This window comes from Bacillus sp. FSL R7-0685, assembly GCF_038002425.1.
Taxonomy (GTDB): domain Bacteria; phylum Bacillota; class Bacilli; order Bacillales; family Bacillaceae; genus Bacillus; species Bacillus subtilis.
On the sequence record NZ_JBBOCN010000001.1, the window covers coordinates 1,925,422 to 1,944,496 of the forward strand.

Consider the following 19,075-nt stretch of genomic DNA (forward strand, 5'->3'; position numbering starts at 1 on the left):
AAAACTTTTTTTGATCTAGTACTATATAGACAAAATGCAATAAAGGAGTTTAACATGATTTCAAACGCGAAAATTGCCAGAATTAATGAACTTGCTGCCAAAGCTAAAGCTGGCGTTATTACAGAAGAAGAAAAAGCCGAACAGCAAAAGCTCCGTCAAGAGTACTTGAAAGGTTTTCGTTCTTCTATGAAGAACACGTTAAAAAGTGTGAAAATCATTGACCCAGAAGGCAATGATGTTACACCAGAAAAGCTAAAAAGAGAACAAAGAAATAACAAACTTCACTAATATAAGAGGAATACGGCAATATCGTATTCCTCTTTTGCATATACTATAATCAAAACTCTTATATGACAAAATTCAACAAGTTTCTCTCAAATTTAAGCTGAAACAGTTGAGAAAAAGTCGTCAGACATTTATGATGTAAGGGTACAACACATAAGGAAGGGGATTTTTATGGATACAATTGAAAAGAAATCAGTTGCTACCATTCGCACACTGTCAATAGACGCTATTGAAAAAGCAAATTCTGGTCACCCAGGGATGCCGATGGGAGCCGCTCCAATGGCATACACGCTGTGGACAAAATTTATGAACGTAAGTCCGGCAAACCCTGGCTGGTTTAACCGTGACCGTTTTGTTTTATCTGCTGGACACGGGTCAGCACTATTATACAGCATGCTTCATTTAAGCGGGTTTGATCTTAGTATTGAAGATCTTAAGGGATTCCGCCAGTGGGGCAGCAAAACACCAGGACATCCGGAATTCGGACATACTGCCGGTGTTGATGCTACAACAGGTCCGCTTGGCCAAGGAATTGCCATGGCAGTCGGTATGGCAATTGCTGAACGCCATTTAGCGGAAACATACAACCGCGATTCATTTAACGTAGTCGATCATTATACATACAGTATTTGCGGTGATGGTGATTTAATGGAAGGTATTTCTTCTGAAGCCGCTTCACTCGCAGGCCATCTTCAGCTTGGCCGTCTGATCGTACTATACGATTCTAATGACATCTCTCTTGATGGAGACCTCGACCGTTCATTCTCTGAAAACGTGAAACAGCGTTTTGAAGCAATGAATTGGGAAGTTCTTTATGTTGAGGATGGAAACAATATTGAAGAATTAACAGCGGCTATCGAAAAAGCACGCCAAAATGAAAAGAAACCTACATTAATTGAAGTGAAAACTACAATCGGATTCGGTTCACCTAACCGTGCCGGTACATCCGGTGTTCACGGTGCGCCGCTTGGTAAAGAGGAAAGCAAATTAACAAAAGAAGCTTACGCGTGGACATATGAAGAAGACTTCTACGTTCCGTCAGAAGTTTATGAGCATTTCGCTGCAGCTGTTAAAGAATCAGGTGAGAAAAAAGAACAAGAATGGAATGCTCAATTCGCTAAATATAAAGAAGTTTATCCTGAACTTGCTGAACAGCTTGAACTGGCAATCAAAGGAGAGCTTCCGAAGGACTGGGATCAAGAGGTTCCTGTGTATGAAAAAGGAAGCAGCCTGGCATCCCGTGCATCTTCCGGTGAAGTTCTCAACGGACTTGCGAAAAAAATTCCTTTCTTTGTCGGAGGTTCTGCTGACCTAGCGGGATCGAACAAAACGACTATTAAAAATGCCGGTGATTTTACAGCGGTTGATTACTCAGGCAAAAACTTCTGGTTTGGTGTACGTGAATTTGCGATGGGTGCAGCCTTAAACGGTATGGCGCTTCATGGCGGTCTTCGTGTATTCGGCGGAACTTTCTTTGTCTTCTCTGATTACCTGCGTCCTGCGATTCGCCTTGCAGCGTTAATGGGCCTTCCTGTGACATATGTCTTCACACATGACAGTATTGCGGTTGGTGAAGACGGTCCGACGCACGAGCCTGTTGAACAGCTTGCTTCACTCCGTGCGATGCCAAACCTTTCTTTGATCCGTCCAGCAGACGGCAATGAGACAGCAGCAGCATGGAAGCTTGCAGTGCAAAGCACTGACCACCCAACAGCGCTAGTGCTTACACGTCAAAACCTTCCTACCATCGATCAAACAGCTGAAGAAGCATTGGCAGGAGTAGAAAAAGGTGCATATGTCGTTTCTAAATCTAAAAACGAAACACCTGACGCTCTTCTCATTGCCTCCGGATCCGAGGTAGGTCTTGCAATTGAAGCGCAGGCTGAATTGGCAAAAGAAAATATCGATGTTTCTGTTGTCAGCATGCCTTCAATGGACCGTTTTGAGAAACAATCTGATGAATACAAAAACAAAGTCCTTCCTGCAGATGTGAAAAAACGTCTTGCAATTGAAATGGGCTCATCATTTGGATGGGGCAAATACACGGGGCTTGAAGGTGACGTTCTCGGCATAGACCGATTCGGTGCATCTGCTCCTGGTGAAACCATCATTAACGAATACGGCTTCTCAGTTCCGAACGTAGTGAATCGAGTTAAGGCATTAATCAATAAGTAAGCTTTTGAAAGAGGATGAGTCAAATCATCCTCTTTTTCTTGTTTATCCGACAAAAATAGTATTGGCTGTTTAACAGTAATAGACAATTCTTTCTTTTCTTCTTTTGTATAATAGAGAGCAAATGAAATGCTGCTGGAAAAGGGGATGAAAAGATGGAACGTCACTACTATACGTACCTGATCAAAGAGGAATTTGCCAATCACTATTTCGGCCGGGAATCGGTTATGTTTGAGCTGTTTCAAGACTATCATTGGACAAGCCTTGAAAAGCAGCAGTATGAAATGACAGAGAAACAGATTCAATATATTACACAACCAATCCCTATTTTACATATGCATCAGCGGTTAAAAATGAATTTAAACAAGACGGATTACAGGCAGCTGGATTATATTTATAGAATAGCTTTGCCGAAAGCAAAAGGCCACGCGACGTTTATGATGAAGGAGCACATGATAGAAATTGTGGCTTCGGGAGATTACGAGGCAGAAACGATATTCTTTGAAGTGTTAAGAAAAGTAAGCCCTTGCTTTTTAGCAATGGATTTCAATTCGAAGCGTTACGGATGGCTAAATCCGGTGAAAGAAAGAAATTTTGTCTAAAACCGAAGAAAAAGAGATGTAAATGTTGTATAATAGCTTTTGGTTTAGTACACTTTAAACTAGACAACATGAAGGAGGAAATAAAATGACTTTATGGGTTGGCATCCTAGTGGGCGTTGTTGCATTGCTCATAGGTGTTGCACTCGGGTTTTTTATTGCTCGTAAATATATGATGAGCTACCTGAAAAAGAATCCGCCTATTAATGAACAAATGTTACGCATGATGATGATGCAAATGGGAATGAAACCTTCTCAAAAGAAAATCAATCAAATGATGAAAGCCATGAATAATCAAACGAAATAATACGTAAAGATTATGATATAGAGAAACATGGTTATAAAATAAAAAACCCTTATACGGGTTTTTTATTTTGCAATCATTCATCACCCGCTACTGCTCGAAGGCGCTGCTTTTGATATTGTATGAGAAGATGGTCAAGCTCCTGACTGAGCTCTATCGTAATATGAGATGTCATTCCGTTCGCCATGACAATTTGCAGCAGCTCTGCTCTTTTTTTTTCAATTTCTTTTAATAGATGCTCTCTAATCACAGGGATGTATCCTTTCATACATTAGATCTTCAAAGTGAATGTTTATATTATATCCATATTTATACTAATTTTCAAATGAGAAGGAGTATAATGTCTCAATGTCAAATTAAATTATATAAGTTTTTTCTGAAAATAGAAATCCTTCAAGTGAAAGTGTTAAAAAAATGAAATGATTTTGTCATAACTTGAAGGAATGTCAAATCATGAAGGGATGATGACATGGGAGACGTGAATTATTTTTTGACATTCGGAGCGGGGTTTTTATCCTTTATTTCGCCTTGCTGCCTGCCGCTTTACCCAGCTTTTTTGTCATATATTACAGGGGTCAGCATGGACGATGTAAAAACTGAAAAGCTGCTGCTGCAGAAAAGAAGCTTGTTTCATACTTTGTGTTTTTTGCTTGGCTTTTCAGTCATTTTTATTGCTTTAGGCTATGGAACATCTTTTATTGGCAGCCTGTTTAGGGATTATCACGATGCGATTCGGCAAATTGGCGCGTTGCTTATTATTTTGTTCGGTTTCATTACACTCGGTGTGTTCCGGCCTGAGGCTATGATGAAAGAGCGGAGAATCCATTTTAAGCATAAACCAAGCGGGTTTTTAGGGTCGGTCTTAATCGGAATGGCATTTGCAGCTGGATGGACACCATGTACCGGTCCGATATTAGCTGCTGTTATCACACTTGCAGGCACCAATCCGGGCTCAGCGGTGCCATACATGATGTTATATGTACTCGGTTTTGCGGTACCGTTTCTTTTATTGTCTTTTTTTATCACAAAGCTGAAGTGGATAAGGAAGAACCAGCTTTTCATTATGAAAGCTGGTGGCGTTTTGATGATTGTGATTGGTGTGCTGTTATTCTTTAATTGGATGAGCCTGATCATTATTTTGCTGTCAGATCTTTTTGGAGGCTTTACTGGTTTTTGACGGTAAATTACTTTCGTACTACTACTAATCCTTTTGTTTTTGGTACAATAAGACTATTATCTGTGGAAATCGATTGTTGGAGGGGAATATGACAAGAGTTTTAGTTGTAGACGACGCCAAGTTCATGAGAGTGAAAATCAGAGAGATCTTGGAAGAGGCAAATTACATAATCGCAGGCGAAGCGGCGGACGGTGAACAAGCAGCGGACCTGTATAAAAAACTGCGCCCGGACCTTGTGACAATGGATATTACAATGCCGGTGAAAAACGGCATAAAAGCGCTTCGTGATATCTTAACCTTTGATCCTAAAGCGAAGGTCATCATGTGCACCGCCATGCGCCAGCAAAGAATTGTAACGGAAGCAATTGAGCTGGGGGCAAAGGATTTTATTGTTAAGCCGTTTGAGGAAACAAAAGTGCTGGAAGCTGTAAGCCGCGTTATGGGACATTAAAGTCATTTCTTTTCAAAATGGTTTTTTTTATTGTTTTGGAGTATAGTATATAGTATCAACACTCCGAGAAACAAAGGAATGATAAGTATGATGATTATAGTTTCATCGATTATTGCTGTGTTAATGGCTGTAGCTGTGATGGTGGTCAGAATAAAGTCCTCTGACAAGCCCGTTTCACCAAAAAAAATCATTCTTCCGCCGATTTTTATGAGTACGGGAGCGTTAATGTTTTTATTTCCGGTATTTTGGGTAACTGGTGCAGAGTTTTTGGAAGCATTCACTTTAGGTGTGATTTTCTCTATTTTTCTAATCAAAACTTCTAAGTTCGAAATTAAAAATAATGAAATTTACATGAAACGCTCTAAAGCATTTGTTTTTATATTAGTCGGTCTTTTGGTGATCAGAATCGTGATGAAATCGATCTTGAGCACATCAATTGATTATGGTGCACTGAGCGGAATGTTTTGGATTCTGGCTTTCGGTATGATTGTGCCTTGGAGAATCGCCATGTATTTATCATATCGAAAACTTCATAACGAGCTGCAGTCATCTAATATTCAAATGAATTAAAAAACCTTTCCTCTTGTCAGGAAAGGTTTTTTATTTGAGAAGGGTCTGATAAGGTTCCAAATCGATTTTTTTGTCCCGCAGATGCCTTTTTAAGAAGGTATGGTCTCTTTTAGGAGTTGCGAGAATATAGCCTTTGATCATAAGTTGCTGATCAATCTTTGCTACCTTTTCTTTTAATGCAAGCTCACCGATTTTGCCTGCGATTTTGGCTTTTGCTGCATCTCTGAACAGTTCTGGCACCGGCGCAGTCAATTCATCTAGAAACTGTTTGTTTTCATCGTTCCATAAATGTCTGCTGTTTTCAATATAGTAATCCTGCCAATCAAGCTCTGATCTGCCGTCCTCTTTTGGTAAACGCTTTAAAAACTTTCGAAACATGAAAAAACCGCCGATTGATAATAAGACTACCATCACGATCACCCAAAACAGAATAAACCATAAAAACCATCCTTCCAGCATCAATCATTCCCCCTTATTCTAACCATATTGTATACGAAGAGAGATTAGAAGAACACAGTAAAAAAAGAATAGAAAAAAGTGATAGACGTCTAGTCAAAAGAGATAGTAGATCATATTCTATTGTATAGTGAATCTGCTATTTGGCCATGGGAGAGTCACTAGAGGGTATTTGACGATAAATGGACGGAAAAAAAGTCACTTTCATAATAGGGGATGAAAGTGACTTTTTATGTTTAGCTGAGAGGAAATTGAAGAGAAAAAGAAGAGCCATCTTCTGTTTCTTTATTGACGGCGACTGTGAGTATTTGATTTTCGCATTCGGCTTGAATGGTTTTGTCATTAAAATAAAAAGGAAGCATCATTTGTTTTTCAAAAGTCTGTCCTGACGATTTGACAGTTAAGATGAACTCGCATCCAGAAAGGGTAACTGTTACTTGTGTAGGCTGTAAAAAAGTCAGATCCGCTTCTATAATATACTGCTGACTAGTTTCATATAAATCAATAGGCAATGTTTCGTCGTACCAGGCGAAGGGGTCTTCAAAAAATTGCCGAAGCCATTCATCCATACTATCGAAATCATTTGCATCGTTGCGTTTTGAATGGTCCATGGAAGCATTCCTCCACATATCAACCTTGCTTTACATCATATGCGGTGGATTATAAATGGGTGAACGCATAAAAAAACAGACACTAAGGTCTGCTTTTCTTACATATCATGGCTTGAGTTGTGCTTTTGTCTTGTATGGTTTCGGTTCTTTACTTTTTTGCTTCCGCTTAGAGGCTCAGGTTGGCCGGGATTGTGTCCTTTAGGGGCGTTTTTATGCATATCTTTACTTGTATTCTTATTGGTCATAAAATGAGAACCTCCTTAAAAGAGTTCGGTGTTATTGATTGGTTTTTCTTTTTTTGTTATTTTGGCGTTCTGCTTCAGTCAGTACAAGCTGGTCGTTTTCAATATAGCCGGCGCCTTTGCCTTGGCTTTTTGCGTCATTCATTCCGTTAATGACGTGATTCGCTTTTCTTTTGACCATCATTATCACCTCAATCATAATATGGCTTCTTTTATTGTGTTATATGAGAGAGCGTAAACAGTAAAAATTACCGGTACATTTTTCTCATAAGTCGAACTTATTGTATTTAATAAAAACATTGATATTTACTTATGTATGATTTTGTTTTAATATGAAATTGTGAGAAAATTGTGATGGAATGTAATGTTCATCTGAGAATGATCTGATCTGAAGGGGGATTTTGGAGAATGGCAAACGAGCAAAAAACTGCAGCAAAAGACGTTTTCCAAGCGAGAAAAACGTTTACTACAAATGGGAAAACATATCATTACTACTCTTTAAAAGCGTTAGAAGATTCAGGTATAGGAAAGGTTTCGAAGCTTCCTTATTCCATCAAAGTTCTTTTAGAATCAGTATTGCGTCAAGTTGACGGCTTCGTTATCAAAAAAGAACACGTGGAAAATTTGGCAAAATGGGGAACTGCCGAATTAAAGGATATCGACGTTCCGTTCAAACCGTCTCGTGTTATTTTACAAGACTTCACTGGGGTTCCGGCAGTAGTAGATCTGGCTTCACTGCGTAAAGCAATGGCAGCTGTCGGCGGAGATCCTGATAAAATCAACCCTGAAATTCCTGTTGATCTCGTTATCGACCACTCTGTACAGGTAGATAAAGCTGGTACAGAAGATGCATTAGCAGTAAATATGGACTTGGAATTCGAAAGAAATGCAGAGCGCTACAAATTTTTAAGCTGGGCAAAGAAAGCGTTTAACAATTATCAGGCAGTACCGCCTGCAACAGGTATTGTGCACCAGGTCAACCTTGAGTTCTTGGCAAGTGTTGTCCATGCCATTGAAGAAGACGGCGAGCTTGTAACGTATCCTGATACGCTTGTCGGAACAGACTCACACACAACAATGATTAACGGTATCGGTGTTCTCGGCTGGGGTGTCGGTGGAATTGAAGCTGAAGCGGGAATGCTTGGACAGCCTTCTTACTTCCCAGTTCCAGAGGTAATCGGCGCGAAACTTGTCGGCAAGCTTCCAAACGGAACAACAGCTACTGACTTGGCGTTAAAAGTAACACAAGTGCTGCGTGAAAAAGGCGTTGTCGGTAAATTTGTTGAATTCTTCGGACCGGGAATTGCTGAACTGCCGCTTGCAGATCGCGCAACAATTGCGAATATGGCTCCGGAATACGGTGCTACATGCGGATTCTTCCCAGTAGATGAAGAAGCGCTTAACTACCTGCGCCTGACTGGCCGTGATCCTGAACATATTGATGTTGTTGAAGCATACTGCAGAAGCAATGGCTTGTTCTACACTCCAGATGCGGAAGACCCTCAATTTACTGATGTGGTTGAAATTGACCTGTCTCAAATTGAAGCAAACTTATCGGGTCCAAAGCGTCCTCAGGATTTGATCCCGCTATCTGCTATGCAGGAAACGTTTAAAAAGCAATTAGTCAGCCCTGCAGGTAACCAAGGATTCGGTTTAAATGCTGAGGAAGAAAATAAGGAAATTAAGTTTAAACTCCTTAACGGCGAAGAAACAGTTATGAAAACGGGTGCGATCGCCATTGCTGCGATTACAAGCTGTACAAATACATCAAACCCATACGTGCTGATCGGCGCCGGACTGGTAGCGAAAAAAGCGGTTGAGTTAGGGCTTAAGGTGCCTAATTACGTGAAAACGTCACTTGCACCGGGTTCTAAAGTTGTTACAGGATATCTTGTGAATTCAGGCCTTCTTCCATACATGAAAGAGCTTGGCTTTAACCTCGTTGGCTACGGTTGTACAACATGTATCGGGAACTCAGGTCCGCTTTCACCGGAAATCGAAGAAGCGGTTGCGAAAAATGATCTTCTGATTACGTCTGTCCTTTCCGGAAACCGTAACTTTGAAGGACGTATTCACCCGCTTGTTAAAGGCAACTATCTTGCTTCACCGCCGCTTGTTGTGGCATATGCGCTGGCTGGAACGGTAAACATTAACTTGAAAACTGATCCAATCGGTGTGGGCAAGGATGGTCAAAACGTATACTTTAACGATATTTGGCCGTCAACAGACGAAATCAATTCACTTGTTAAGCAAACTGTTACGCCTGAGCTCTTCCGTAAAGAGTATGAAACGGTATTTGATGACAACGAGCGCTGGAACGAGATTGAAACAACAGATGAAGCGTTATATAAATGGGATAACGATTCAACTTACATCCAAAACCCGCCATTCTTTGAAGAGATGTCTGTTGAGCCAGGCAAGGTTGAGCCATTAAAAGGACTGCGTGTTGTCGGTAAATTCGGCGATTCAGTCACAACTGACCATATTTCTCCTGCGGGGGCAATCGGAAAAGATACGCCTGCCGGAAAGTATTTGCAAGAAAAAGGTGTTTCACCTCGTGACTTTAACTCCTACGGCTCCCGCCGTGGAAACCATGAAGTCATGATGAGAGGAACATTTGCCAACATTCGCATCAAAAACCAAATCGCACCGGGTACAGAAGGCGGATTTACGACGTACTGGCCGACTGGTGAAGTAACATCCATCTATGATGCATGCATGAAATACAAAGAAGATAAAACCGGTCTTGTCGTATTAGCAGGAAAAGACTATGGTATGGGATCTTCACGTGACTGGGCTGCAAAAGGAACAAACCTTCTCGGCATCAGAACGGTCATTGCAGAGAGCTTCGAAAGAATTCACAGAAGCAATCTTGTATTCATGGGTGTGCTGCCGCTTCAGTTTAAACAAGGTGAAAATGCGAATACACTCGGCTTAACGGGTAAAGAAGTCATCGAGGTAGATGTTGATGAAACAGTTCGTCCTCGTGACCTTGTGACTGTAAGAGCAATCAATGAAGACGGCAATGTAACAACTTTTGAAGCAGTCGTCCGCTTTGATAGTGAAGTTGAAATTGATTACTACCGCCATGGCGGCATCCTTCAAATGGTGCTTCGTGAAAAAATGAAGCAGTCCTGATGAATCAATAGGAAGAGAAGGCATTTCGCTTTCTCTTCTTTTTATGACACAATGTGCTGCGGAGGTGGCATATGCTGAAAAAATGGCTCGCAGGGATCCTGCTTATCATGCTAGCCGGTTATACGGGATGGAATTTATATCAAACATACAGCAAAAAAGAAGTCGGAATTCAAGAGGGGCAACAAGCACCTGATTTTTCTTTGAAAACGCTATCAGGAGAGAAAAGCTCTTTACAGGATGCAAAAGGCAAAAAAGTGCTGCTCAATTTTTGGGCAACTTGGTGTAAGCCGTGCCGTCAGGAAATGCCTGCGATGGAAAAGCTGCAAAAAGAGTACGCCGACAAACTTGCGGTTGTTGCGGTAAATTTCACTTCAGCTGAGAAAAGTGAGAAACAGGTCCGAGCGTTTGCTGATACGTATGATTTAACGTTCCCCATTCTGATTGATAAAAAAGGGATCAATGCTGACTATAACGTGATGTCATATCCAACGACATATATCTTAGATGAAAAAGGTGTTATCCAAGACATACACGTTGGCACCATGACAAAAAAAGAAATGGAACGAAAACTGGATCTTGATTAGATTCAGTTTTTTTTATGCTCAAATATGCTTACAAGTTTTCAGAATTGGAAAAAATAAAAGAATATGCGGAGGTGAGAAGCGTGAAGAAGATGAGAAAACGTTCTTTTCATGAGCTCGTCATGGAAAACAAAAAAGAGCTGATGACCAATACAGAGTATTTAAATCAGCTTGAGGAAAAGCTAGAACAGCTGTTTAAGCAAAAATAACCTTTATTTGTATTCATGTTTACCCCTCCTTTTGAGAAACCTATCTGTTGAGGAGGGATAAACATGGGAAACAACAAGAAAAACGGTCAGCCTCAATATGCTCCAAGCCACTTGGGTACAAAGCCTGTGAAATATAAAGCCAATAAAGGGGAAAAAATGCATGATACTTCAGGTCAGCGGCCGATCATCATGCAGACAAAAGGCGAGTAGCGAAAAATCGAGTTTATTTCTAGGAGGTACATCCGAATGACAAAGAACCAAAATCAATATCAGCAGCCTAATCCTGATGATCGTTCTGATAATGTGGAAAAATTGCAGGATATGGTTCAAAATACAATTGAAAATATAGAAGAAGCAGAAGCATCAATGGAGTTTGCTTCTGGAGAAGATAAACAGCGTATCAAAGAAAAAAATGCAAGGCGCGAACAGAGCATTGAAGCGTTTCGTAATGAAATACAGGACGAATCTGCAGCGAGACAAAACGGATACCGTTCTTAAAAAACCAGGGAAACCTGGTTTTTTTCTTTCTGATTTGATTATGGTAAAATGAGGCTAAATTGATGTTAAGGGAGCAGAGTAATCTTGCATGTATCGAAAAAAGAAATAGAAGTGCGTTATGCAGAAACAGACCAAATGGGGATTGTCTATCACGCAAATTATCTTGTGTGGATGGAGGTCGGCAGAACGGCCTTAATTAAGGACTTAGGCTTTTTATACAGTGATATGGAAAAAAGAGGCGTTCTGTCGCCAGTCGTTGATATCAACATTTCCTATAAAAAGCCGCTTCATTACGGAGAAACCGCGGTTGTACATACATGGATAGAGGAATATAACGGCTTTAAAACCGTCTATGGTTATCACATTTATAATCCGGCCGGTGAGCTTTCCATCAAAGCCACCTCATCTCATATTTGTGTGGATAAAGAAAGCTTTAAGCCAATTCAATTCCGCAAAGCTTTTCCTGATTGGCACACAGCATATGAAAAGGCCAAAAAATAGGGAAGTGAACCGGATATGGCGTTTGGTGTGAAACGGGAGGAACTTAACCGATGGAAACAAGCAGTGAAAAGAGGAGAAATCGCATTTTTAACACATTACTGGCTGGATGACCGGTTTCCGGAAGCAAGGACTGTGACAAAAGCCGGGTGTGCAGACATTGATAAGCTGATTCAGTGGGGAGCGGCTTACGGGTTAAAAAAAGAATGGATCCATAAGAAAAGTGAATTTCCTCACTTTGATCTGCTGGGTGATACACAAAAATATATTTTGGAACAAGAAAACCTAACCGATCATCTTATACGATTTCATTTGTAAAAAAAGAACGCACATGATGTGCGTTCTTTTTTATTGGTATTCAAAAACCGGTTCATCAGCGTCTTCTGAAAAGCTGACGAGCAGATCGTGGTTATCAAAGTACCATAAATCACTTTCTTCAATAAAGAAGGTAATGCCATCAGCTTCTGCAGTGACTCCAGCCTCTTGTGGGGCATCTTTCGCTACACCGAGAGAAAAACCCTTTTGAACGTTGCTGCAGCCTCCATAGCGGACGAAAAAGCGAACCTGGTCTCCGCTTTCCAAATCGAGTTCTTCTTTATACCAGTTCAATGCGTCTTCGTTAATTGTCATATTCATAACAGAACACCCCTTTGTTCTTCATTTGAATTTTCTCTATTATAAACGTATTAGGCTATTCTGTGTCAAAAGAGAAGTTTTTTAAGCTTATAACCATTTTACTTTAGGTTCTGTTTTATTGATAATTCGTTTAATGTTCGCTCGGTGTCTGTATATCACAAAAATAGTGAGCAGGGTAACGACAATCAATAAATACGTATCATGGACAAAGAAACTATATATAACAGTATAGATCCCTGTTAACATCGATGAGAGAGAAACAAATTTAGTCAAGTATAAAAAGATGAAGAATACTGCAACCATCGTGATAAATAACAGGGGTGCGTAAAATAGCAAAACGCCTCCTGATGTCGCCACGGCTTTACCGCCTTTAAATTTGGCGAAGATGGGAAACACGTGGCCTAAAACCGCAAAGACTCCTGCAAGAAGCGGGTGAATATCAACATGCATGAGAAAAGGCAATGCAGTTGCCAGTGTCCCTTTCAAAATATCTCCGGCTATGACGACCGAACCAGCTTTTACACCCAATGTACGGAATGCATTGGTAGCGCCTAAGTTGCCGCTTCCGTGCTCCCGAATATCAATTCCCTTGGCAAGCTTGCCCACAATTAAGCCAGACGGAATGCTGCCTATCAAGTAGGCCAAAATAATCAATAAAGCAATTAACATCTACATTTCTCCTTTTTCAAATTCCCTTCTTTTTATTTTAACATGAGATGTCATGATCTGATGATAAGTTTTTTTGTAAAGTTTGCTTACAAATCCAATCAAACATGCATCATATTTTGATTTCTCCTGTTTTGATCGTGTAAAATAAGTGGAAAAGGAGTGACACACGATGCAAAATCCTTCTAAAGCGGAAATTAAAGAGATTCTTCAAAGAAGCAAACGTATAGCGGTAGTAGGGCTTTCAGACCGTCCGGATAGAACGTCACATATGGTTTCAAAAGCAATGCAGGACGCGGGTTATGAAATTATCCCTGTGAACCCTACAATTGATGAGGCGCTAGGTATCAAAGCCGTTTCATCTTTAAAAGAGATAGACGGTCCGATTGACATCGTAAATGTATTCCGGCGATCAGAACAGCTTCCTGGAGTGGCGGAAGAGTTTTTAGAGACAGATGCGCCAGTATTTTGGGCACAGCAAGGGCTAGTTAATGAGGAAGCATACCAGATGCTAAAAGAAAAAGGCAGAACGGTTATCATGGATCTGTGCATAAAAGTGGCACACGCTGTAACAAAATAGGTGCAGAACTGCAAAAATCCTTGTAAATTCAAGGATTTTTGCTTTTTAATTTTAAGATATTGTTTGCGTATTACGGTGAAACAGATACAATAAAGCTTGAACAGCTTTTTTTGAATACCTTGTCCAGCTGGGTTTCGGCCGTTCGATTTGCGAAGGTCTGCTGCTTTATATATAATAAACAAACATACGTTCTCATGGTGTAAAAACAGCACTAGCCGATGTTTTGAGAAGAACTGATTCGTTAGCTCTATGTTGCGATTGCAAACATATTGGTTATAATGAGGAGTCCAAGGCAGCACTGGCTCGAGGCGAGGTTTATAAAAAATATCTTATATACAAATGATGTGTAACACTGAAAAAGAGAAAGACAATGTTAGTTTTTGAAAGGGGTTTGTACGTTTGGCTAGAAAACAGCAATTTGATTACAACGAAGATGCCATACAGGTGCTCGAAGGCCTTGAGGCTGTCAGGAAAAGGCCGGGTATGTATATTGGCTCTACTGACGCGCGGGGTTTGCACCACTTGGTTTATGAAATTGTAGATAACTCTGTCGACGAGGTGCTTGCCGGCCATGGAGATCACATAATCGTCAAAATACATAAAGACAATAGTATTTCTGTACAGGATAGAGGCCGCGGCATGCCGACCGGAATGCATAAGCTCGGCAAACCAACCCCTGAAGTGATTTTAACGGTGCTTCATGCCGGAGGAAAATTCGGCCAAGGCGGCTATAAGACAAGCGGTGGGCTCCACGGGGTTGGTGCATCAGTCGTGAATGCTTTATCTGAATGGCTGACGGTTACCATTGAGCGGGACGGTTTTGTCTATCAGCAGCGATTTGAAAATGGAGGAAAACCGGTTACATCTCTCGAAAAGATCGGCAAAACAAAAAAGACGGGAACTCTTACACACTTTAAGCCAGATCCAACGATGTTCAGCACAACCACTTATAATTTTGAAACGCTCTCTGAGCGCTTAAGAGAGTCTGCGTTTTTGTTAAAAGGACTGAAAATTGAGCTGATTGATGAACGCAATGACCAGCATGAGGTCTTTTATTATGAAAACGGCATAGAAGCGTTTGTTGCTTACTTAAATGAAGAAAAAGACGTCTTGTCTGAAGTGGTCTCGTTTGAGGGTGAGCATCATTCTATAGAAGTGGACTTTGCGTTCCAGTTTAACGATGGTTATTCTGAAAATATTTTGTCGTTTGTCAACAATGTCAGAACAAAAGACGGCGGGACGCATGAGTCAGGTGCAAAAACTGCGATGACGCGTGCTTTTAATGAATATGCGCGAAAAGTGGCTTTGCTGAAAGAAAAGGATAAGAACCTTGAAGGCACCGATATAAGGGAAGGGCTTTCAGCCATTATTTCTGTCCGCATACCTGAGGAGCTTCTTCAATTTGAGGGACAAACAAAAGGAAAGCTCGGTACTAGTGAAGCAAGATCAGCGGTGGATGCGATTGTTTCAGAGCAGCTTGCTTACTTTTTAGAGGAAAATCGGGACACCGCAACGCTTCTTGTCAAAAAAGCAATCAAGGCGAGCCAGGCGCGCGAAGCGGCACGCAAAGCCCGTGAAGAAGCAAGAAGCGGCAAAAAACGAAAAAAATCAGAAGCGACTTTAAGCGGAAAGCTGACGCCTGCGGGTTCAAGAAACCCGGCAAAAAATGAATTGTATCTCGTTGAGGGAGATTCAGCAGGCGGGTCAGCCAAGCAGGGAAGAGACCGCAGATTCCAGGCGGTTCTGCCTTTACGCGGTAAAGTCATTAATACAGAAAAAGCTAAGCTTGCTGATATCTTTAAAAATGAAGAGATCAATACGATCATTCATGCGATCGGCGGGGGAGTCGGGGCAGATTTCTCAATCGATGACATCAACTACGACAAAATCATCATTATGACCGATGCCGATACTGACGGCGCCCATATTCAAGTGCTGCTTCTTACCTTTTTCTATCGCTATATGAAACCACTCATTGAGCATGGCAAGGTGTTCATTGCGCTGCCACCTTTATATAAGGTCAGTAAAGGAAGCGGGAAGAAGGAAATCATTGAATATGCATGGTCTGATGAAGAGATGGGTGATGTCCTGAAAAAAGTCGGCAAAGGCTATACCATTCAACGATATAAGGGTCTTGGAGAGATGAACGCAGACCAGCTGTGGGAAACGACGATGAATCCGGAGTCCCGCACACTTGTTAGGGTCAAAATTGACGATGCGGCACGTGTAGAAAGACGTGTGACGACGTTAATGGGAGACAAAGTAGAGCCGCGCAGAAAGTGGATTGAGAAAAACGTCGCTTTCGGCTTAGATGAAGAAAGCAATATTTTAGAAAATGAAAACTTATCGGTCGCTGAGGAGGTTTAATGATTGTCACAGCCAGAATTATTTCATGATTTACCATTAGAAGAGGTGATCGGCGACCGTTTTGGACGCTACAGTAAATATATTATTCAAGACAGGGCGCTGCCCGATGCGAGAGACGGATTAAAGCCGGTACAGCGCAGAATTCTGTATGCAATGCATACAGATGGAAACACGTTTGATAAAAACTTCAGAAAAGCGGCCAAAACGGTCGGTAACGTCATCGGTAACTATCATCCGCACGGTGACAGCTCGGTTTATGAAGCAATGGTGCGGATGAGCCAGGATTGGAAAGTTCGTAATGTGTTAATCGAAATGCATGGAAACAATGGAAGTATCGACGGAGATCCCCCGGCAGCCATGCGTTATACAGAGGCACGATTATCTCCGATTGCATCTGAGCTTCTTCGGGATATTGACAAAAACACGGTTGAATTTGTGCCGAACTTCGATGATACAAGCAAGGAGCCTGTCGTACTCCCGGCGATGTTTCCTAACCTATTGGTCAACGGATCTACCGGGATTTCAGCAGGATACGCGACCGACATTCCCCCTCATCATCTGGGAGAAGTCATTGATGCTGTCATTAAGCGTATTCAAATGCCATCTTGCTCTGTTGACGAACTCATGGAAGTTATTAAAGGGCCTGATTTTCCGACAGGCGGTATTATTCAGGGCGTTGACGGGATAAGAAAAGCTTACGAAACCGGAAAAGGAAAAATCATTATCCGCGGAAAGGCTGAAATTGAAACAATCAGAGGCGGACGAGAACAAATTGTCATTACTGAAATTCCATTTGAAGTAAATAAAGCAAACCTTGTAAAAAAAATGGACGAGTTCCGTATTGATAAAAAGGTTGAAGGCATCTCAGAGGTTCGTGATGAAACGGATCGAACAGGGCTGAGAGTGGTCATTGAACTGAAAAAAGAAGCTGATGCCAAAGGCATTTTGAATTTCTTATATAAAAATACTGATTTGCAGATCACATATAACTTCAATATGGTGGCTATCCATAACCGCCGTCCGATGCTGATGAGCCTGCCGTCTATTTTGGATGCATATATCGGACACCAAAAGGAAGTTGTCACAAACCGGTCCGTTTACGAGCTTCAAAAAGCAAAAGACAGACATCATATCGTAGAAGGGCTCATGAAAGCTTTGTCTATTTTGGATGAAGTGATTGCAACAATCCGTTCTTCTAGCGATAAACGTGACGCTAAAAACAATTTGATCGCCAAATATGAATTTACGGAGCCTCAGGCTGAAGCCATTGTGTCATTGCAGCTATATCGTTTAACCAATACAGATATTACAGCGCTTAAGGAAGAGGCAGAAGAGCTCGGTAAAAAAATTGAAGAGCTCGAATCTATTCTGAGCAATGATAAAAAACTGCTAAAAGTGATTACAAACAGCTTAAAAGCACTGAAAAAGAAATATGCAGATACGAGACGCTCCGTGATTGAAGAAAAAATTGAAGAAATTAAAATCAATCTCGAAGTCATGGTTGCATCTGAGGATGTATATGTAACCGTTACGAAGGATGGTTACCTAAAACGGACGAGCCAGCGCTCATTTGCCGCTTCCAACGGTCAGGACTTCGGAATGAAAGATACGGACAGGATGCTGCATCAGTTTGAAATGAATACGACAGACGTGCTGCTGCTCTTTACGAACAAAGGAAGCTACATCTATTGTCCTGTTCACCAGCTGCCTGATATCAGATGGAAGGACATGGGCCAGCATTTTTCAAATCTGATCACTATTGACCGTGATGAAACGATTGTAAAGGCTATACCGATAAAAGAATTTGATCCGTCGGCATATCTTCTATTCTTTACGAAAAACGGTATGGTGAAAAAGACAGAGCTCACCCATTATAAAGCACAGCGTTATTCTAAGGCGCTTGTAGCCTTAAATCTGAAGGGTGAAGATGAACTGATTGATGTACATGTAACAAATGGGGAAAGCCAGATCTTTATGGCCACTCACTTAGGGTATGGTCTATGGTTTGGAGAAGACGAAGTGAATGTAGTTGGCGCGCGTGCGGCAGGTGTCAAAGGGATTAACTTAAAAGAGGATGACTTTGTTGTCTCCGGTGAGATCCTTCAGCAATCTGATTCAATTGTCTTGTTCACACAGCGGGGAGCGGTAAAACGCATGGGTCTTTCTGAGTTCGAGAAGACATCCCGCGCAAAACGCGGTGTCGTAATGCTAAGGGAACTGAAAAAGAATCCTCATCGTGTTGTAGCACTGTTCGCTTGCGGTCTTGAACAGCGACTAGTGGCAGAAACAGAAAAAGGCGACAGAAAAGAACTGCAGGCAAAAGAGTTGCGGACAAACGACAGATACAGCAATGGCTCTTTCTTTTTTGATGAAGAGGAATCAGGCAAGGTTACAGCTGTTTGGCGCCTTCATACAGAACAATAATAAAAAACCCGCTCATACTATATGAGCGGGTTTCGTTTGTTTTTATCAGCTTTCATGGTTGGTGAATAGATCTGTTACAGCATGAATGACTTCAATCCCCTGCCATACAAATAAATTCAGCGCTGTGAAAGAAAATAAGCCTAAAATCACCATTCTTAAGATAAACAACATGTTTAACAGCCTCCTCATATTTTCGTTACATAATCGGGTGATGTTGAACATGAAGTTTGCCGAAATAAGACGATTGATAAAATTTGGCCAGTATAAAGCTTTTTTTCCGCTGACGTCTGCGGGAGTATCCCGTACTTTTGCTTTCAGCGGTCAGCAGCAGAACAGCCATTGCCCATAAAGCGGTCAGCGTAAATGCCCCTGTGATGGATTTCTTCTCATCATCAGCATTTTGGCCGGCTTTCATCTCATGCATTTCCTGCTGGTCGGCTACGGCTTTATAATGATGGCCGATATCAAAGGCGTGGGGAATTGAGAACAAATGAAAACTGGCAATCGCCAAGAATAAGATGGATGCTTTCAATATCGTTACTTTTTTCAAATGATCTCCCCCTCCTTTAATATTACTGAATATTTTTATAATAATACCCCAATCCATCCTA

General features: G+C 41.3%; 26 protein-coding genes. 17 read left to right on the top strand and 9 right to left on the bottom strand.

Translation table 11 applies throughout. The features are described 5' to 3' along the window. Nucleotides 1–54 precede the first annotated feature (54 nt). The 4 genes from MKY50_RS09835 (at nucleotide 55) to MKY50_RS09850 (ending at nucleotide 3,363) form a co-directional block, all read left to right on the top strand. The gene (locus MKY50_RS09835; protein WP_003231595.1) at nucleotides 55–288 is read left to right on the top strand and encodes a DUF896 domain-containing protein; all 234 of its coding nucleotides are present in this window, start codon (nucleotides 55–57) and stop codon (nucleotides 286–288) included. A 168-nt stretch (nucleotides 289–456) separates the two neighbouring features. Next, nucleotides 457–2,460: a transketolase gene (gene tkt, locus MKY50_RS09840; RefSeq protein ID WP_033885144.1), complete on the top strand. Its 2,004-nt coding sequence runs from the start codon at nucleotides 457–459 to the stop codon at nucleotides 2,458–2,460. 152 nt (nucleotides 2,461–2,612) lie between these two features. Next, nucleotides 2,613–3,059: a sporulation inhibitor of replication protein SirA gene (gene sirA / locus MKY50_RS09845; protein ID WP_003231591.1), complete on the top strand. Its 447-nt coding sequence runs from the start codon at nucleotides 2,613–2,615 to the stop codon at nucleotides 3,057–3,059. Nucleotides 3,060–3,144: 85 nt separating this feature from the next. Then, on the top strand, nucleotides 3,145–3,363 hold the full coding sequence (locus MKY50_RS09850; RefSeq protein ID WP_003221221.1) for a YneF family protein: 219 nt from the start codon (nucleotides 3,145–3,147) through the stop codon (nucleotides 3,361–3,363). 73 nt (nucleotides 3,364–3,436) lie between these two features. Here the strand turns inward: MKY50_RS09850 and ynzD are convergent, their stop codons facing one another. Beyond that, on the bottom strand, nucleotides 3,437–3,610 hold the full coding sequence (gene ynzD, locus MKY50_RS09855; RefSeq protein ID WP_010886518.1) for an aspartyl-phosphate phosphatase YnzD: 174 nt from the start codon (nucleotides 3,608–3,610) through the stop codon (nucleotides 3,437–3,439). A gap of 219 nt (nucleotides 3,611–3,829) precedes the next feature. Here ynzD and ccdA point away from each other — a divergent pair, with 219 nt between their 5' ends. The 3 genes from ccdA to MKY50_RS09870 all read left to right on the top strand — a co-directional run bounded on the left by ccdA (nucleotide 3,830) and on the right by MKY50_RS09870 (nucleotide 5,558). Further along, nucleotides 3,830–4,537, top strand: coding sequence for a cytochrome c-type biogenesis protein CcdA (gene ccdA / locus MKY50_RS09860; RefSeq protein ID WP_003231585.1), 708 nt, complete (start codon nucleotides 3,830–3,832; stop codon nucleotides 4,535–4,537). An 88-nt stretch (nucleotides 4,538–4,625) separates the two neighbouring features. Next, entirely contained in the window at nucleotides 4,626–4,988 is a 363-nt protein-coding gene (locus MKY50_RS09865) for a response regulator (RefSeq protein WP_003245707.1), read from the top strand. Between the two features lie 78 nt (nucleotides 4,989–5,066). Then, on the top strand, nucleotides 5,067–5,558 hold the full coding sequence (locus MKY50_RS09870) for a CcdC family protein (RefSeq protein WP_010886519.1): 492 nt from the start codon (nucleotides 5,067–5,069) through the stop codon (nucleotides 5,556–5,558). Between the two features lie 30 nt (nucleotides 5,559–5,588). Here MKY50_RS09870 and yneK read toward each other — a convergent pair whose 3' ends face one another. From yneK to sspO, 4 genes are all read right to left on the bottom strand, one after another. Then, complete coding sequence (yneK, locus tag MKY50_RS09875; RefSeq protein ID WP_341116563.1) at nucleotides 5,589–6,017, bottom strand: DynA interaction protein YneK; 429 nt, start codon at nucleotides 6,015–6,017, stop codon at nucleotides 5,589–5,591. Between the two features lie 233 nt (nucleotides 6,018–6,250). Beyond that, a complete protein-coding gene (cotM, locus tag MKY50_RS09880) occupies nucleotides 6,251–6,643 on the bottom strand; it encodes an outer spore coat protein CotM (RefSeq protein WP_072174018.1) in 393 nt (130 codons plus the stop codon). A gap of 80 nt (nucleotides 6,644–6,723) precedes the next feature. Then, nucleotides 6,724–6,870, bottom strand: a complete 147-nt coding sequence (locus tag MKY50_RS09885; protein ID WP_003221237.1) for a small acid-soluble spore protein P — start codon at nucleotides 6,868–6,870, stop codon at nucleotides 6,724–6,726. Between the two features lie 31 nt (nucleotides 6,871–6,901). Next, nucleotides 6,902–7,048 carry an acid-soluble spore protein SspO gene (gene sspO / locus MKY50_RS09890; RefSeq protein ID WP_003244839.1) on the bottom strand — a complete coding sequence of 49 codons (147 nt, stop codon included), beginning with the start codon at nucleotides 7,046–7,048 and terminating at the stop codon, nucleotides 6,902–6,904. Between the two features lie 227 nt (nucleotides 7,049–7,275). Between sspO and acnA the strand changes: the two genes are divergently transcribed. From acnA to MKY50_RS09925, 7 genes are all read left to right on the top strand, one after another. After that, nucleotides 7,276–10,005, top strand: coding sequence for an aconitate hydratase AcnA (gene acnA, locus MKY50_RS09895; RefSeq protein ID WP_341116564.1), 2,730 nt, complete (start codon nucleotides 7,276–7,278; stop codon nucleotides 10,003–10,005). Between the two features lie 71 nt (nucleotides 10,006–10,076). Next, nucleotides 10,077–10,589 carry a redoxin domain-containing protein gene (locus MKY50_RS09900; protein WP_161621604.1) on the top strand — a complete coding sequence of 171 codons (513 nt, stop codon included), beginning with the start codon at nucleotides 10,077–10,079 and terminating at the stop codon, nucleotides 10,587–10,589. A gap of 80 nt (nucleotides 10,590–10,669) precedes the next feature. Continuing rightward, nucleotides 10,670–10,795, top strand: coding sequence for an FbpB family small basic protein (locus MKY50_RS09905; RefSeq protein ID WP_341116566.1), 126 nt, complete (start codon nucleotides 10,670–10,672; stop codon nucleotides 10,793–10,795). Nucleotides 10,796–10,858: 63 nt separating this feature from the next. After that, nucleotides 10,859–11,005, top strand: coding sequence for an acid-soluble spore protein SspN (sspN, locus tag MKY50_RS09910; protein WP_003231569.1), 147 nt, complete (start codon nucleotides 10,859–10,861; stop codon nucleotides 11,003–11,005). 36 nt (nucleotides 11,006–11,041) lie between these two features. Further along, entirely contained in the window at nucleotides 11,042–11,293 is a 252-nt protein-coding gene (gene tlp / locus MKY50_RS09915; protein WP_003231568.1) for a small acid-soluble spore protein Tlp, read from the top strand. An 84-nt stretch (nucleotides 11,294–11,377) separates the two neighbouring features. Continuing rightward, nucleotides 11,378–11,794, top strand: coding sequence for a YbgC/FadM family acyl-CoA thioesterase (locus MKY50_RS09920; protein WP_017696516.1), 417 nt, complete (start codon nucleotides 11,378–11,380; stop codon nucleotides 11,792–11,794). Nucleotides 11,795–11,809: 15 nt separating this feature from the next. Next, nucleotides 11,810–12,109, top strand: a complete 300-nt coding sequence (locus MKY50_RS09925; protein WP_341116567.1) for a hypothetical protein — start codon at nucleotides 11,810–11,812, stop codon at nucleotides 12,107–12,109. Nucleotides 12,110–12,139: 30 nt separating this feature from the next. Here the strand turns inward: MKY50_RS09925 and MKY50_RS09930 are convergent, their stop codons facing one another. Continuing rightward, a complete protein-coding gene (locus tag MKY50_RS09930) occupies nucleotides 12,140–12,427 on the bottom strand; it encodes a HesB/YadR/YfhF family protein (RefSeq protein ID WP_064814120.1) in 288 nt (95 codons plus the stop codon). A gap of 87 nt (nucleotides 12,428–12,514) precedes the next feature. Beyond that, nucleotides 12,515–13,096, bottom strand: a complete 582-nt coding sequence (gene plsY / locus MKY50_RS09935) for a glycerol-3-phosphate 1-O-acyltransferase PlsY (protein WP_003231560.1) — start codon at nucleotides 13,094–13,096, stop codon at nucleotides 12,515–12,517. A 169-nt stretch (nucleotides 13,097–13,265) separates the two neighbouring features. Between plsY and MKY50_RS09940 the strand changes: the two genes are divergently transcribed. The 3 genes from MKY50_RS09940 to parC all read left to right on the top strand — a co-directional run bounded on the left by MKY50_RS09940 (nucleotide 13,266) and on the right by parC (nucleotide 18,464). Continuing rightward, nucleotides 13,266–13,673, top strand: coding sequence for a CoA-binding protein (locus MKY50_RS09940; RefSeq protein ID WP_014479943.1), 408 nt, complete (start codon nucleotides 13,266–13,268; stop codon nucleotides 13,671–13,673). 399 nt (nucleotides 13,674–14,072) lie between these two features. Next, on the top strand, nucleotides 14,073–16,040 hold the full coding sequence (gene parE, locus MKY50_RS09945; protein ID WP_014479944.1) for a DNA topoisomerase IV subunit B: 1,968 nt from the start codon (nucleotides 14,073–14,075) through the stop codon (nucleotides 16,038–16,040). A gap of 3 nt (nucleotides 16,041–16,043) precedes the next feature. After that, complete coding sequence (parC, locus tag MKY50_RS09950; RefSeq protein WP_338733994.1) at nucleotides 16,044–18,464, top strand: DNA topoisomerase IV subunit A; 2,421 nt, start codon at nucleotides 16,044–16,046, stop codon at nucleotides 18,462–18,464. Between the two features lie 45 nt (nucleotides 18,465–18,509). On the opposite strand, the gene MKY50_RS09955 is transcribed toward parC, so the two are convergent. Next, on the bottom strand, nucleotides 18,510–18,635 hold the full coding sequence (locus tag MKY50_RS09955; RefSeq protein ID WP_003231548.1) for a hypothetical protein: 126 nt from the start codon (nucleotides 18,633–18,635) through the stop codon (nucleotides 18,510–18,512). Nucleotides 18,636–18,660: 25 nt separating this feature from the next. Then, nucleotides 18,661–19,014 carry a hypothetical protein gene (locus tag MKY50_RS09960; protein WP_003245190.1) on the bottom strand — a complete coding sequence of 118 codons (354 nt, stop codon included), beginning with the start codon at nucleotides 19,012–19,014 and terminating at the stop codon, nucleotides 18,661–18,663. Nucleotides 19,015–19,075 lie beyond the last annotated feature (61 nt).